The organism is Kitasatospora sp. NPDC054795, assembly GCF_053611565.1.
In genome coordinates, this window is the sequence record NZ_JBSHAP010000027.1 from 1 (window position 1) to 13502 (window position 13502).

At 73.0% G+C, this 13502-nt stretch carries 11 protein-coding genes and 1 tRNA gene; 8 read left to right on the plus strand and 4 right to left on the minus strand.

Annotated features, from left to right (window positions below; all coding sequences use genetic code 11):
- Positions 1-109: 109 nt before the first annotated feature.
- A complete protein-coding gene (locus ACWGJO_RS12590; RefSeq protein ID WP_452183421.1) occupies positions 110-1168 on the minus strand; it encodes an acyl-CoA desaturase in 1059 nt (352 codons plus the stop codon).
- A gap of 247 nt (positions 1169-1415) precedes the next feature.
- Between ACWGJO_RS12590 and ACWGJO_RS12595 the strand changes: the two genes are divergently transcribed.
- From ACWGJO_RS12595 to ACWGJO_RS12620, 6 genes are all read left to right on the plus strand, one after another.
- Positions 1416-1486 (plus strand) — tRNA-Gln (locus ACWGJO_RS12595).
- Positions 1487-1629: 143 nt separating this feature from the next.
- A complete protein-coding gene (gene glmU / locus ACWGJO_RS12600; RefSeq protein ID WP_380539344.1) occupies positions 1630-3084 on the plus strand; it encodes a bifunctional UDP-N-acetylglucosamine diphosphorylase/glucosamine-1-phosphate N-acetyltransferase GlmU in 1455 nt (484 codons plus the stop codon).
- A 202-nt stretch (positions 3085-3286) separates the two neighbouring features.
- Complete coding sequence (locus ACWGJO_RS12605; RefSeq protein WP_452183422.1) at positions 3287-4264, plus strand: ribose-phosphate diphosphokinase; 978 nt, start codon at positions 3287-3289, stop codon at positions 4262-4264.
- A 280-nt stretch (positions 4265-4544) separates the two neighbouring features.
- Positions 4545-5132: a 50S ribosomal protein L25/general stress protein Ctc gene (locus ACWGJO_RS12610; protein WP_380539347.1), complete on the plus strand. Its 588-nt coding sequence runs from the start codon at positions 4545-4547 to the stop codon at positions 5130-5132.
- A gap of 189 nt (positions 5133-5321) precedes the next feature.
- The gene (gene pth, locus ACWGJO_RS12615; protein WP_452183423.1) at positions 5322-5900 is read left to right on the plus strand and encodes an aminoacyl-tRNA hydrolase; all 579 of its coding nucleotides are present in this window, start codon (positions 5322-5324) and stop codon (positions 5898-5900) included.
- 145 nt (positions 5901-6045) lie between these two features.
- The gene (locus ACWGJO_RS12620) at positions 6046-6369 is read left to right on the plus strand and encodes a hypothetical protein (RefSeq protein WP_452183424.1); all 324 of its coding nucleotides are present in this window, start codon (positions 6046-6048) and stop codon (positions 6367-6369) included.
- 200 nt (positions 6370-6569) lie between these two features.
- On the opposite strand, the gene ppc is transcribed toward ACWGJO_RS12620, so the two are convergent.
- Positions 6570-9368 carry a phosphoenolpyruvate carboxylase gene (gene ppc, locus ACWGJO_RS12625; protein ID WP_452183425.1) on the minus strand — a complete coding sequence of 933 codons (2799 nt, stop codon included), beginning with the start codon at positions 9366-9368 and terminating at the stop codon, positions 6570-6572.
- 259 nt (positions 9369-9627) lie between these two features.
- Here ppc and ACWGJO_RS12630 point away from each other — a divergent pair, with 259 nt between their 5' ends.
- The gene (locus tag ACWGJO_RS12630; protein WP_380539354.1) at positions 9628-10893 is read left to right on the plus strand and encodes a sensor histidine kinase; all 1266 of its coding nucleotides are present in this window, start codon (positions 9628-9630) and stop codon (positions 10891-10893) included.
- Between the two features lie 21 nt (positions 10894-10914).
- Here ACWGJO_RS12630 and ACWGJO_RS12635 read toward each other — a convergent pair whose 3' ends face one another.
- Together ACWGJO_RS12635 and ACWGJO_RS12640 are read right to left on the minus strand one after the other, a co-directional pair.
- Positions 10915-11442 carry an SUKH-3 domain-containing protein gene (locus ACWGJO_RS12635; RefSeq protein ID WP_452183466.1) on the minus strand — a complete coding sequence of 176 codons (528 nt, stop codon included), beginning with the start codon at positions 11440-11442 and terminating at the stop codon, positions 10915-10917.
- Between the two features lie 60 nt (positions 11443-11502).
- Positions 11503-11964 (minus strand): YwqJ-related putative deaminase, encoded by a 462-nt coding sequence (locus tag ACWGJO_RS12640; RefSeq protein ID WP_359910045.1) that lies wholly within the window; start codon positions 11962-11964, stop codon positions 11503-11505.
- Between the two features lie 366 nt (positions 11965-12330).
- On the opposite strand from ACWGJO_RS12640, the gene ACWGJO_RS12645 reads away from it, so the two are divergent.
- Entirely contained in the window at positions 12331-13494 is a 1164-nt protein-coding gene (locus ACWGJO_RS12645) for a Gfo/Idh/MocA family protein (protein WP_452183426.1), read from the plus strand.
- Positions 13495-13502: the final 8 nt, after the last annotated feature.

The window sequence follows — 13502 nt, forward strand, 5'->3', positions numbered from 1 at the left end:
GGACGGGTCGGCGCCGTGGCGGGCGCCGCGTCCGTCCGCGTGCCGTGGTGACCGCCTGTGCTGTCTGCGCTGCTCCCGTTCACCCCTACATCATGCTGGAAGCGCCGCCTCATGCGGCGCGGCGGGCGGCGATCCGCTGCGCGTCCGGCCAGCGGACGTCCCGGACCCAGCCGGCCAGCTCGAACCAGCGGATCAGCCGGGCCGAGGAGTCGATCTGCCCGCGCAGCACCCCGTGCCGGGCCGCGGTCGGGTCGGCGTGGTGCAGGTTGTGCCAGGACTCCCCGCAGGAGAGCACGGCGAGCCACCAGACGTTGCCGGAGCGGTCCCGGGAGCGGAACGGGCGGCGGCCGACGGCGTGGCAGATCGAGTTGATCGACCAGGTGACGTGGTGCAGCAGCGCCACCCGGACCAGCGAACCCCAGAAGAAGGCGGAGAGCGCCCCCTCCCAGGACAGGCTCACCAGGCCGCCGATCAGCGCGGGCAGCAGCAGCGAGATGGTGGTCCAGAGCCAGAACAGCCGGGAGATCCGCCGTATGGCCGGGTCGCGCACCAGGTCGGGGGCGTACGTGGCCTGCGAGGTCTGCTCCTCGTCGAACATCCAGCCCATGTGGGCCCACCACAGGCCCTTCATCAGCGCCGGGACGCTCTCCCCGTAGCGCCACGGCGAGTGCGGGTCGCCGTCCTTGTCGCTGAACCGGTGGTGCTTGCGGTGGTCGGCCACCCAGCGCACCAGCGGGCCCTCGACCGCGAGGCTCCCGGCGATCGCCAGCGCCAGGCGCATCGGGCGGTTGGCCTTGAAGGCGCCGTGGGTGAAGTAGCGGTGGTAGCCGATGGTGATGCCGTGGCAGGTGAGGTAGTACATCGCGACGGTGATCGCGAGGTCCGTCCAGCCCAGTCCCCATCCCCAGGCCACCGGGACGGCGGCGACCAGGGCGGTGAACGGTACGAGGATGAACAGGGAGAGCGCGATCCGCTCGGCCGGGCCCTGTTTCTCCCCGCCACGGGTGGCGGACAGCCGGGTGGCCGCGGCGTCGGCGTCGGCGGTCCCGGCGGTCTCGGTGATCGGGGCCGGTTCGGTCGGACCGGTGGGATCGGCGGGATCGGAGTCGGAGGACGGGGTGCGGGATGCGGCGTTCCCCGCGCGCGTCTCGCCGGCCTGGATGGTCATGGGGGTCCCTTTGCGGCGTCCCGGAGCGGGAGGGAAGCGGAGCTACGTCGGCGTAACCTACGGCATCGTAGGTTGCGCTCCGTGTCCAGGGGAACACTCCGCCGCGCGGCGCTTGAGTGAATTCACCCGACTGGATGGATGAACCGGGGGCCCGGCGAGTTCGGTCGCCGGGGGCGGAATCGGGCCGCGGATCGACGCAAGTCGATACCCACGGCAGGGCCCTCTCCGGTAGGGTCTGACACGACTGTCCGCCGTGGTGTAATGGCAGCACAGGGCCCTTTGGAGGCCTTTGTCTGGGTTCGAATCCTAGCGGCGGAGCCTCTGCACGCCTCGGGTTCGGGCGTTTTCCCTCGCGCCGGTATTGTCGGTGCTGCTCGGCGGACTGTGCGAATGGCGACCGGCCTGGGTCCGGGCCGGGCCTGCTCTGCCCTCTCTGTGAACTTACCGAGGAGCCTCCCCGCATGGGTGCCAATTCGCTTGCCGCCGTTGTCGTGCTCGCCGCCGGTGGCGGGACCCGGATGAAGTCGAACAAGCTGCCCAAGGTGCTGCACGAGGTGTGCGGGCGCTCGCTGGTGGGTCACGCGGTCTCGGCGGCCCGGGAGCTGACGCCCGGCCAGCTGGTCGTGGTGGTCGGCCACCAGCGCGAGCAGGTCGAGGCGCACCTGGCGGAGCACTACCCGGCCACCCGTACCGCGGTGCAGGTGGAGCAGAACGGCACCGGGCACGCGGTGCGCACCGCGCTGGAGTCGCTGGCCGCCGACGGCGTGGCGCTGGACGGCACGGTCATCGTCACCGCCGGCGACTCGCCGCTGCTGACCGGCGAGACCCTGCGCCGGCTGGCCGACGCGCACATCGCCCAGCAGAACGGCGTCACCGTGCTGACCGCCGTCGTCCCGGAGCCCTTCGGCTACGGCCGCATCCTGCGGGACGAGGACGGCACCGTCGCCGCGATCGTCGAGGAGCGGGACGCCAGCGCCACCCAGCGCGCGATCACCGAGATCAACTCCGGCGTCTTCGCGTTCGACGCCAAGCTGCTCACCGCGGCGCTGGGCGAGCTCACCACGGACAACTCGCAGGGCGAGGAGTATCTGACCGACACTCTGGAGATCCTGCGCAAGGCGGGCCACCGGGTCGGCGCCGTGGTGGCCGAGGACCACCGGGACATCCTGGGCATCAACGACCGGGTCCAGCTGGCGCAGGCCCGCCGGCTGCTGAACGACCGCCTGCTGGAGCGCGCGATGCGCGAGGGCGTCACCGTGGTGGACCCGGCGACCACCTGGTTCGACGTGCAGGTCAGCTACGAGCCGGACGCCGTGGTGCTGCCGAACACCCAGCTCCAGGGCGCCACGCACCTGGGCGAGGGCTGCGAGGTCGGCCCGAACTCGACCCTCAAGGACACCCTGGTCGGCGCCGGCGCCCGGGTGAGCAACACCACGGCCGACCGCGCCGAGGTGGGCGAGCTGGCCACCGCCGGTCCGTACGCCTACCTGCGGCCCGGCGCCAGGCTGGCCCGCAAGGCGAAGGTCGGCACCTACGTCGAGGTGAAGAACTCCGAGCTGGGTGAGGGCGCCAAGGTGCCGCACCTGTCCTACATCGGCGACGCGACGATCGGCGAGGGAACCAACGTCGGCGCGGCCTCGGTCACCGTGAACTACGACGGCGTGAACAAGCACCGCACGGTCATCGGCGCGCACTGCCGCACCGGCTCGGACAACATGTTCATCGCGCCGGTCACCATCGGTGACGGCGCCTACACCGCCGCCGGCTCGGTGATCACCGGTGATGTCCCGGCCGGGGCACTCGGTGTGAGTCGGGCCACGCAGCGCAACATCGACGGCTGGGTCGAGCGCAAGCGCCCCGGGACGGCATCCGCGCAGGCCGCGCAGGCCGCGGCGGACGGGGCCGAGCAGGCCTGAGCGGCCGGGCCGGGGGGCCGGGGGCGGTCCCGAGGCGGACGGTTTCTGCGCGGGCGCGTAACCTTGGGGACATACGTGCGCCACTGGGCTTACCGCCCGTGTCCAGGCGTACCGACAATTCCCCTACCCGTGCCACGAGCGGGCCCTGCCTGCCCGCCACCGGGTCGAGGGTTCAGCGTTCGCAACGCGAGGAGACGGTGCAGTGAGCGGGATCACGACGTCGGGTGAGAAGAAGCTGAAGCTCTTCTCCGGCCGTGCCCACCCGGAGCTGGCGGGGGAGGTGGCCGCGGCACTCGGGACCGAGCTGGTCCCCACCAAGGCCCTGGACTTCGCCAACGGCGAGATCTACGTCCGCTTCCTGGACTCCGCGCGCGGCGCGGACTGCTTCGTGATGCAGAGCCACACGGCTCCCATCAATCAGTGGATCATGGAGCAGCTGATCATGATCGATGCTCTGAAGCGGGCCTCCGCCAAGAGCATCACCGCGATCCTGCCGTTCTACGGCTACGCCCGCCAGGACAAGAAGCACCTCGGCCGCGAGCCCATCTCGGCCCGGCTGATCGCCGACCTGCTGCGCCAGGCCGGCGCGGACCGCCTGATGGCCGTGGACCTGCACACCGCGCAGATCCAGGGCTTCTTCGACGGCCCGGTGGACCACCTGTTCGCGCTGCCGCTGCTGGCCGACTACATCGGCGGGAAGGTCGACCGCTCCAAGCTGACCGTCGTCTCGCCGGACGCCGGCCGGGTGAAGGTCGCCGACCAGTGGTGCGACCGGCTGGACGCCCCGCTGGCGATCATCCACAAGCGCCGCGACATCACCCGGGCCAACACCATCCTGTCGGCCGACGTCGTCGGTGACGTCGAGGGCCGGGTCTGCGTGCTGGTCGACGACATGATCGACACCGCCGGCACCATCTGCGCCGCGGCCGACGCGCTGTTCGACAACGGCGCCGCGGACGTCGTCGTCGCCGCCACCCACGGTGTCCTCTCCGGCCCGGCCGCGGACCGGCTGAAGAACTCGCGGGTCAGCGAGTTCGTGTTCACCAACACGCTGCCCACCCCGGCGGAGCTCCAGCTGGACAAGATCACCACCCTCTCCATCGCCCCGTCGATCGCCGCCGCGATCCGCGAGGTCTTCGAGGAGGGCTCGGTGACCAGCCTCTTCGAGGGTGTGCACTGACGAAGGCCCGTGCAGGCGGCCCCGGTTCGGACGGACCGGGGCCGCCGCCGATTTCGCGGGAGGCCGCAGGTGCGGTTAGACTCGTGAAACTGCTCGGCGAGGGATGCCGTGTGCCCGTTCGACGGGTGCCCGATCCGTGATCGACGCGCTGCCGGTGCCGGACTCCCGTCCGCCCGGCAGGCCGTTGCCGCCGAGTGACCCCCGAACGTACTGAGGGTGTGGTCCCGGCGGTTTTTCGCGTTGCCTGCACCCCCGCGCCATTTCCACGAGGAGTGCAGTCGTGTCCGAGATCCGTATTGCCGCTGAGACCCGTTCCGAGTTCGGCAAGGGTGCCGCCCGTCGTGCCCGCCGCGCCGGCTTCGTCCCCGGTGTCGTCTACGGCCACGGCCACGCCCCGGTTCACCTGAACCTGCCCGGCCACGACCTGATGATGGCCCTGAAGACCCCGAACGCCCTGCTGGTCGTGCCGATCGAGGGCAAGGACGAGTACGTGCTGCCGAAGGCCGTCCAGCGCGAGGCCATCAAGCGCACCATCGAGCACGTCGACCTGCTGCTGGTCAAGCGCGGCGAGAAGGTCACCGTCGAGATCCCGGTCCACACCGAGGGCGAGCTGGCCCCGGGCGGCAACCTGGTGGAGCACGTCCTGCAGTCCCTGCCGATCGAGGCCGAGGCCACCCACCTGCCCGAGTCGGTCACCGTCTCCGTCGAGGGCCTGGAGGCCGGCGCCTCCATCCACGCCAAGGACATCGTCCTGCCGGCCAACGTCTCGCTGGCCGTCGAGGCCGACGCCGTCGTGCTGCAGGTCATCGCCGCCCAGGCCGCCCCGGTCGAGGACGAGGCCGCCGAGGCCGAGGGCACCGAGGCCTGAGCCTCCTGACGCCCAATTGCTGAGACCGCTGCCCCGGTCGCTCCCGCTGGAGCGACCGGGGCAGCGGTGTGTCCGGGATGATGACGTCGAGCGCGAAGGCGAGGAGAGAAGCGTGAGCGAGCGCAGCGAGCGAGCCATGGAAAGGTGCGCGGTCCGCGAAGCGGCCGCCGAGCGCAGCGAGGTGGGCGCATGAGCGAGGACTACGACGGCCCCTGGCTGGTGGTGGGGCTGGGCAACCCCGGGGAGCAGTACGCCCGGAACCGGCACAACATCGGCTTCATGGTGGTGGACCTGCTGGCGCAGCGGATGAGCGCCAGGTTCAAGGCGCACAAGAGCCGGGCACAGGTGGCCGAGGGACGGCTGGCGGGCAAGCGGGTGGTGCTGGCCAAGCCGATGTCCTTCATGAACCTCTCCGGCGGGCCGGTGACGGCGCTGCGCGACTTCTACAAGGTGCCGGCCTCGGCGCTGATCGCGGTCCACGACGAGCTGGACATCGACTACGCGGCGCTGCGGCTGAAGCTGGGCGGCGGGGACAACGGCCACAACGGCCTGAAGTCGATCACCAAGTCGCTGGGCCCGGACTACCACCGGGTGCGCTGCGGGATCGGCCGTCCGCCGGGCCGGATGGAGGTCGCGGACTTCGTGCTGAAGGACTTCTCCTCGACCGAGCGCAAGGAGCTGGAGTGGTTCGTGGACCGCTCGGCGGACGCGGTGGAGGCGCTGCTGTCCGAGGGGCTGGAACGGGCCCAGGGCACGTACAACTCCTGATCGCCGCTGACCGTCCGTCAGGACCGTGCGCGGGTACGCAACGGTCGTACAACGCTTGCCCGTCCACACCTGAATCGGTGTGAGAACCCCGTGCGGGATCGGATAGCGTCGGCTGGGTACGCGAACGAGTCCTGGGGAGTTCTCGATGCGGGGATTGCGTCCGGTCCGCCGAGTGCGGCGGGGCCGGGTGGTCGAGCTGAAGCGGCTCGGGCGGCGGGTCGGTACGGCCGGTGCGCTGGGGGCGGCCGGCGTCCTGCTGTCGAGCGGTGCGCTGGCGCACGCGGAGCCGGTGGCCGAGTCGGACCCGGCGGTCTCCCCGGAGCCGGCGGCGGCGCAGTTCGGCCCGGTGCTCGGTGATTCGATGGGCCCCGACGCCGGACTGCTGGCGGTCGGCGGCGGCCTGGTGGTGGCGGCCGGCGGCGCGGCGCTGTGGCTGAAGCGCAGGCGCGCGGGCGAGGTGGCGGAGTAGCACCCCGCGGATCAGGGCCCCCGCGCGGTCAGGACCTCGCGCGGTCAGGATCTCGCGCGTCAGGACCTCGCGCGGTCAGGACCCCCGCGCGGAGCGGGAGTTCCGCACTGGGCAGCGCCCCCGCGCGGATCAGGAACCTCGCGGCGATGGGCCGGTGTCCCGGACGGGACACCGGCCCATCGGCCGTTCTCGGGCGGCCGTCAGCCGGTGTTGCGCAGGCCGGCGGCGATGCCGTTGACGGTCAGCAGCAGCGCGCGGGCGCGCAGCGGGTCGTCCTGGCGCCCGGCCGAGAGCTCCTCGCGCTGGCGGCGCAGCAACGCGACCTGGAGGTAGGAGATCGGGTCGAGGTAGGCGTCGCGAACGGCGAAGGTCTGCTTCAACACCGGGTTGTGCTCCAGCAGTTCGTTCTCGCCGGTGAGCCGCAGCACCTCGCGCAGGGTGAGCGCGTGCTCGGCCTTGATCTCGTCGAAGACGTGGCGCAGCTCGCCGGGCACCAGCTGCTCGACGTAGTGCTGGGCGATCCGCAGGTCGGTCTTGGCCAGCGTCATGGCGACGTTGGACAGGAAGTTGCGGAAGAAGTGCCACTCGCCGTACATCTCGTCCAGCACGCCGCCGAGGCCCGCCGCGCGGGCGGCCGCGAGGCCGGAGCCGACGCCGAACCAGCCGGGGACGATCTGCCGGGACTGGGTCCAGCCGAACACCCACGGGATGGCCCGCAGGCCGTCCAGGCCGGCGCCGGAGTCGGGGCGGCGGGACGGGCGGGAGCCCAGGTGCAGCGAGGCGAGCTGGTCGACCGGGGTGGCGGCGAAGAAGTACTTCGGCAGGTCCTCCTGCTCGACCAGGCCGCGGTAGGCGGTGTGGGCGGCCTCGGAGACCTGGTCCATCGCGGCGTCCCAGCGGGCCAGCGACTCGGGGGCCTGGCGCGGGGCGGTGTGCAGCGCGGAGGCGGAGAGCGTGGCGGAGATCGTCAGCTCCAGGTTCTCCCGGGCCAGCGAGGGGAGCAGGTACTTGTCGGAGATGACCTCGCCCTGCTCGGTGACCTTGATCTCGCCCTCCAGGGTGCCCCAGGGCTGGGCCAGGATGGCCTCGTGCGAGGGGCCGCCGCCGCGTCCGACGGTGCCGCCGCGGCCGTGGAACAGGCGCAGCCGGATGCCGTAGCGGTGGGCGACGTCGCGCAGGCGGCGCTGGGCGCGGTGGATCTCCCACTGGGAGGTGGTGATGCCGCCGAACTTGGAGGAGTCGGAGTAGCCGAGCATGACCTCCTGGACGTCGCCGCGCAGCGAGACGAGCAGGCGGTAGGACGGGTCGGAGAGCATCTCGTCGAGGATGCGGTCGGCCTGCTGGAGTTCGTCGGTGGTCTCCAGCAGCGGCACGATGCCGATCTTGGCGATGCCGGCGTGCAGGTCGATCAGACCGGCCTCGCGGGCCAGCACGGTGGCCGCGAAGACGTCGTCGGCACCCTGGCACATGGAGATGATGTAGCTCTCGACGATCTCGTCGCCGAAGCGCTCGAAGCCCTGACGGATCGTGTTGAACACGCCGAGGGTCTTGGTGCCGGCCTCGTCCAGCGGGGCCGGGGTGGGGGCGAGCGGGCGGCGCGAGCGGAGCTCCTTGGCGAGCAGCTTCTGCCGGTACTCGCGGGGCATGTCGGCGTAGCGCCAGGCCTCTTCGCCGAGCCGGTCGAAGAGCTGGCCGAGGGCGTGGTGGTGGGCCTCGGCGTGCTCGCGCACGTCCATGGTGGCGAGCTGCAGGCCGAAGGCCTCGACGGTGCGGATGGCGCGGGCGAGGCGGCCGTCGGCGATGAGCTCGCCGCGGTGGGCGCGCAGCGAGTCCTGGATCAGCCGCAGGTCGGCGATCAGCTCGCGGGTGCCGAGGTAGTCGCGGCCCTCGACGTGCGGGGTGCCGCCGGCCAGCCGCTCGCGGGTGTTCTCCAGCTTGAGCCGGATGCAGGTGGCCTTGAGGCGGTAGGGCTCCTCGGCGTTCATCCGCTTGTAGCGCGGGCTGAGTTCGGGGAGCAGGTGCAGATCCGTGTTGAGCGAGGCGAGCAGCTCGACCGAGGCGCCGGCCAGCCGCTCGGAGGTGGAGAGCGTGTTGCGCAGGTCGTCGATCGCGGAGAGCGCGTCCTTGATGCCGTACTCGTGCTGGAGGTTGAGGACGTCCCAGGTGACCTGCGGGGTGACGTTGGGGTTGCCGTCGCGGTCGCCGCCGATCCAGGTGCCGAAGGTGAGCGGCCGCACGCCGTCGGGCAGGCCCAGGCCGACCCGGGCGAGCTCCTCGTGCAGCTCCTCCAGGACCTCGGGGACGGCCTCGCGGTAGAGCTCGTCCAGGTAGTAGACGGCGTTGCGGGCCTCGTCGGTGGGCTCGGGGCGGGCGATGCGCAGCTCGTCGGTCTGCCAGAGCAGGTCGATGACCTCGGCCAGGCGGCGGTCGGCGGAGCGCTTGGCGCTGCTGGTGCGGGCCTGGTCGGCGGCGGCCAGGCCGGAGGTGACCTCGTCGCGGTGGATGCGGTCGAGGAGCTCGCCGATCCGGCGCAGCTTGTTGAGGACGCTGCGGCGGGCGGCCTCGGTGGGGTGCGCGGTGAAGACCGGGCGGACCGCGAGGTGGGCCAGGGTGTTCTGGAGGTGCTTGGGGTCGGCCTCGGCGAGCTGGTCGGCGGTCTGCGCGAGCAGCGAGCCCTCCCGGGCGCGGCGGGTGGCGAGCTCGCGGCCGCGGTGCACCTGCTCGGTGACGTTGGCGAGGTGGAAGTAGGTGGAGAACGCCCGGACCAGCTTGGCGGCGGTGTCCAGGTCGATGTCGGAGAGGAGTTCGGCGGTGGCCTCGCCGTCGGTGCGGCTCAGCAGGCGGACCTGTTCGACCAGGCCCAGCAGCTGGGGGCCCTCCTGGCGGACCAGCGTCTCGCCCAGCAGGTCGCCGAGGCGTCGGATGTCCGCACGCAGGGCGGCGTTGTCGGCGACGACGGGCGTGGGGCTGTCCGCCGGGGTGGGGACCGGAGCGGTCACGGCTGGCTCCCTCTGGTGGTGGGGTTCGGCAACGGCTCATCGTCACAGGTCCACACGGGTGTGGCGGGTGTGACGCGTGCGGACCGCGCTGTCCGACGCGACCAGCATAGGTGTCGGGGCGGGTGCTGTCCGCGAGGTGGCCGGATGGCGGACAGGGCTGCCGAAAACCACCTGTGGTCTGGACCACTTGACGGCTTCGGGGGGTGTGCCGGGAGATCCCGGTGGGGAGGGGAGGGGGTTGCCGCTTACGCTGTGGGGCATGAGCAAGTCGCCTGGGGAGCGCATGCCGGTCCGGTGGTTCTGGTGGTGGAAGCGGCCGCGCAGCGCCTTCCTGGACGTCGGGCTGGGGCTGCTCGCCGCGGTGGAGTGCGCGGCCAGCACGATCGCCTTCCTCTCCGCCCGGATACACGTCAGTACCGCGGGAGCGGTCGGCATAGCCGTGCTCGGCACGCTGGCCGGCGGCTCGCTGGTGGTGCGCCGGCGCTGGCCGGCCGTCCCGGTCCTGGTGACGCTGCTGGTGATGCCCGGCATGCTGGGCGTGGTGCTGCTGGTGGTGGCGCTGTACACGCTGGCCTCGACCTGGGAGTGGCCCTCGCGCCGGCGCCGGGTGGTGGCGTTGTCCGGGCTGGCCTTCGCCGAGGCGGCCGCCGTGATGGCGGTGTCGCTGATGACGCCCGGCGACATGATGGACCCGCCGCCGCTGTGGGGTCAGATCCTGCTGTCGCTGCTGGTGTCGGTCGGGCTGACCGTCGCCCCGGTGGTGACCGGACTGTACGTCGGCGCGCGGCGCCGGCTGATCGAGTCGCTCAAGGACCGCGCCCACGGCCTGGAGACCGAGCTGGACCTGCTGGCCGAGCAGGCGCAGGAGCGCGCCCGCCGGGCCCGGCTGGAGGAGCGCACCCGGATCGCCCGGGAGATGCACGACGTGGTGGCGCACCGGGTGTCCCTGATGGTGGTGCACGCCGGGGCGCTGGAGCGGATCGCCGGCAAGGACCCGGACAAGGCGGCGCAGAGCGCCAAGCTGATGGGCGAGGTGGGCCGGCAGGCGCTGAACGAACTGCGCGAGATCCTCGGGGTGCTGCGGATGGACGACGAACGGCAGCCGGAGCCGGACTCGCTGGCCGGGCTCCCACGGCTGGTCGACCAGTCCCGCGCGGCCGGGATGGCGGTGACCCTGACGGTCAGCGGCAGCCGGCAGGAGTTCACCGGCGAGGCCGAGCAGACCGCCTACCGGGTCGTCCAGGAGGGCCTGACCAACGCGCACAAGCACGCGGGCGGCGCCCAGGTGTCCGTCCTGCTCTCGTACGCGCCGAACGGGGTGCGGGTGGCCGTGGTGAACGCCTGCCCCGGCGGGGAGCGGGGCGCGGCGAAGCTGCCCAGCGGCGGCAACGGGCTGGTCGGGATGCGGGAGCGGGTGATCGCGCTGGGCGGCACCTTCTCCTCCGGGCCGGAGGCGGACGGCGGGTTCCGGATCGAGGCGGTGCTGCCGTCCCGGCTGGCGGTGCGGGCCGAGCGGCTGCGCTGAGCCGTCCCCGGCCCCCGGCCGTCAGCACTCCTCGGCGGTGCGCAGCCGCTCGGGGGCGGTGCCCAGGACGAGGGTGGAGATCGCCTGGTCGATGCCGTGGCCGAGGAACCACTCGCCGGTGTGGTCCAGGCTGTAGACCCGGCCCTCCTCGTCGACGGCCAGCAGCGCCTGTCCGTACGCCTCCTCGCCGAGCGGGGCCAGCCGGGTGCCCAGCGCCCGGCCCAGGTCGAGCAGGGTGCGCGGCTGGTGCAGTCCGCACAGCGGGTCGATCAGGAACGGTGTGCGGGCCAGCTGGCGGCCCGGGCCGGACAGGTCGAAGGCGAGGCCGCCGAACTCGGCCCAGGCCTCCACCGCCGCCGGGAACACCGCGTGCCGTACGCCGGCGGGCGCGCCGTACCCGGCCAGGGCGTCGGCCCACTCCTCGGCCTGCCGGATCTCCCAGCGGCCGGGGTGCCAGCCGGCCGCCTTGAGCTCGGCGGCGACGTCGGCGGGGAAGCGCGGGCGGGTCCGGGTGCCGGCGGGGGAGAGGGTGGCCGGTGGGGACGGGATCGGCGGGTTCAGGACGGACTCCAGGGCTGGGGGACGGGGGACGTGCCGGCGCTCGGCCGGTCAGTGCGCGGGCGGTCCGACGGCGACGCTGCGTACGGTGAAGTGCTCCAGCATCGGAGCGCAGGAGCGGCACGGCGGGGCGTGGCTGCCGTGCGCCGGGTCGTCCTCCTCGCGGATGCGCACGGTCGTCATCCGGGCGCCCTTGAGCGACTTCCGGGCCTCCTGCAGGGTCATCGGCTTGCGGGCGGCGCGCTTGGAGCGCCGGCCGTCGACCGCGGCCAGGTGCTGGGAGAGCAGGACGGCCTCCGGGCAGCGGCCGGTGAACCGTTCGCGGGCCTCCGCCGGCAGGGTGTCCAGGAAGTCGGCGACCAGGTGGTGCAGCACCGGGCGGCGCGGGTCCTTGTCGCCCGCCAGGGTGTGCACCTCGCCGCCCTTGAGCGACAGCGCGGCGGCGACGGCGGGCAGCAGGCTGTCGCGGTGGTGGCGCAGCACGGGCGGGCCCGCCGGCTCACCGGTGGTCATCCGTCGTCCTCCTCCTCGTAACCCGGCATCGGCCGGAGTGACCGGGCCGGTCCGGGGCAAGCCTGTCAAACGGTACTGACAACCGCACAACCGGGGTGCGGCGGCGACCGGTGCCTCGGCGGGCCGGCCGGCGGTCGCCCGATGCCGGCCGAACGCGCACCCGCCCGTCACGACTTGTCCGCCGATCTACCGAAACGGCCCCCGGGCCCGGTGCCCGGCCGGTACCGTTCCGGCAGCGAGCCGAAGGGGACGCGGCCGACCGTGCGGACAGCCGCCGGCAGCCCGACTCCGGTGCCCGCGTCGGACGTTGAGGCCGCCGGGGAAGGCCTGTCGCCCGCCCCGGCGCTGAGCGAAGGGGCTCGTGCGATGACGTCGGAACCGCAGGACGAGCACTGGCAGACCGCCAACCAGGCACCCGGCGGACACGTGCCCGCACCGGACGAGCCGCCCCGGCCGGTGCCCGAACACCCGGTGGGGCTGGCCGTGGTCGGGGCCGGCTACTGGGGCCCGAAACTGGTCCGCAACGCGCAGCACACCCCGGCGCTGCGGCTGCACTGGCTGTGCGACCTGGACGAGGCCAAGGCCCGGGCGGTGCTGGGGGAGTACAGCACCGTCGGAGCGACCGACAGCTACCGGCGGGTACTCGCGGACGAGCGGGTCGGCGCGGTCGCGGTGGCGACGCCGGCGGGCGCCCACTACGCGCTGGTGCGGGCGGCCCTGGAGGCCGGCAAGCACGTCCTGGTGGAGAAGCCGATCACCACGTCCGCCGCCGAGGCCGAGGAGCTGGTCGACCTGGCCGAGCGGCGCGGGCTGGTGCTGATGTGCGACCACACCTTCTGCTACACCCCGGCGGTGCGGCGGATCCGCGAACTGGTCCACGGCGGGGACATCGGGGACGTCCAGTTCTTCGACTCGGTGCGGATCAACCTCGGCCTGGTGCAGCCGGACGTGGACGTGCTGTGGGACCTCGCCCCGCACGACCTGTCGATCCTGGACTTCGTGCTGCCGCCCGGGGTCGAGCCGGTCGGGGTGTCCGCCCAGGGCGCCGACCCGATCGGGGCCGGCCGCGCCTGCGTCGCGTACCTGACGGTCCGGCTCAGCAACGGCGCGCTGGCGCACTGCCACGTCAACTGGCTCTCCCCGACCAAGGTCCGCACCACCCTGATCGGCGGCTCGCGGCGCACCCTGGTCTGGGACGACCTCAACCCGCAGGCCCGGCTGGCCGTGCACGACCGCGGGGTCGACCTCACCCCGCCCGACCGGCTGACCGACGCGATCCGGCACCGGGCGCTGATCTCCTACCGGGTCGGCGAGATGGTCGCGCCCGCGCTGGTCGAGCAGGAGGCGCTGCGCAACGTGATGGCCGAGTTCGCGGCCGCCATCACCGAGGGCCGGGCCCCGCTCACCGACGGCCGGGCCGGGGTGCGGGTGCTGCAGCTGCTGGAGGCGGCCTCGCTCAGCCTCGAACTCGGCGGCGCCACCGTCCCGGTGGGCGCGGCGGCCCGGACCGGGGCGGAGGTCGCCCGGTGAGCGGGCCG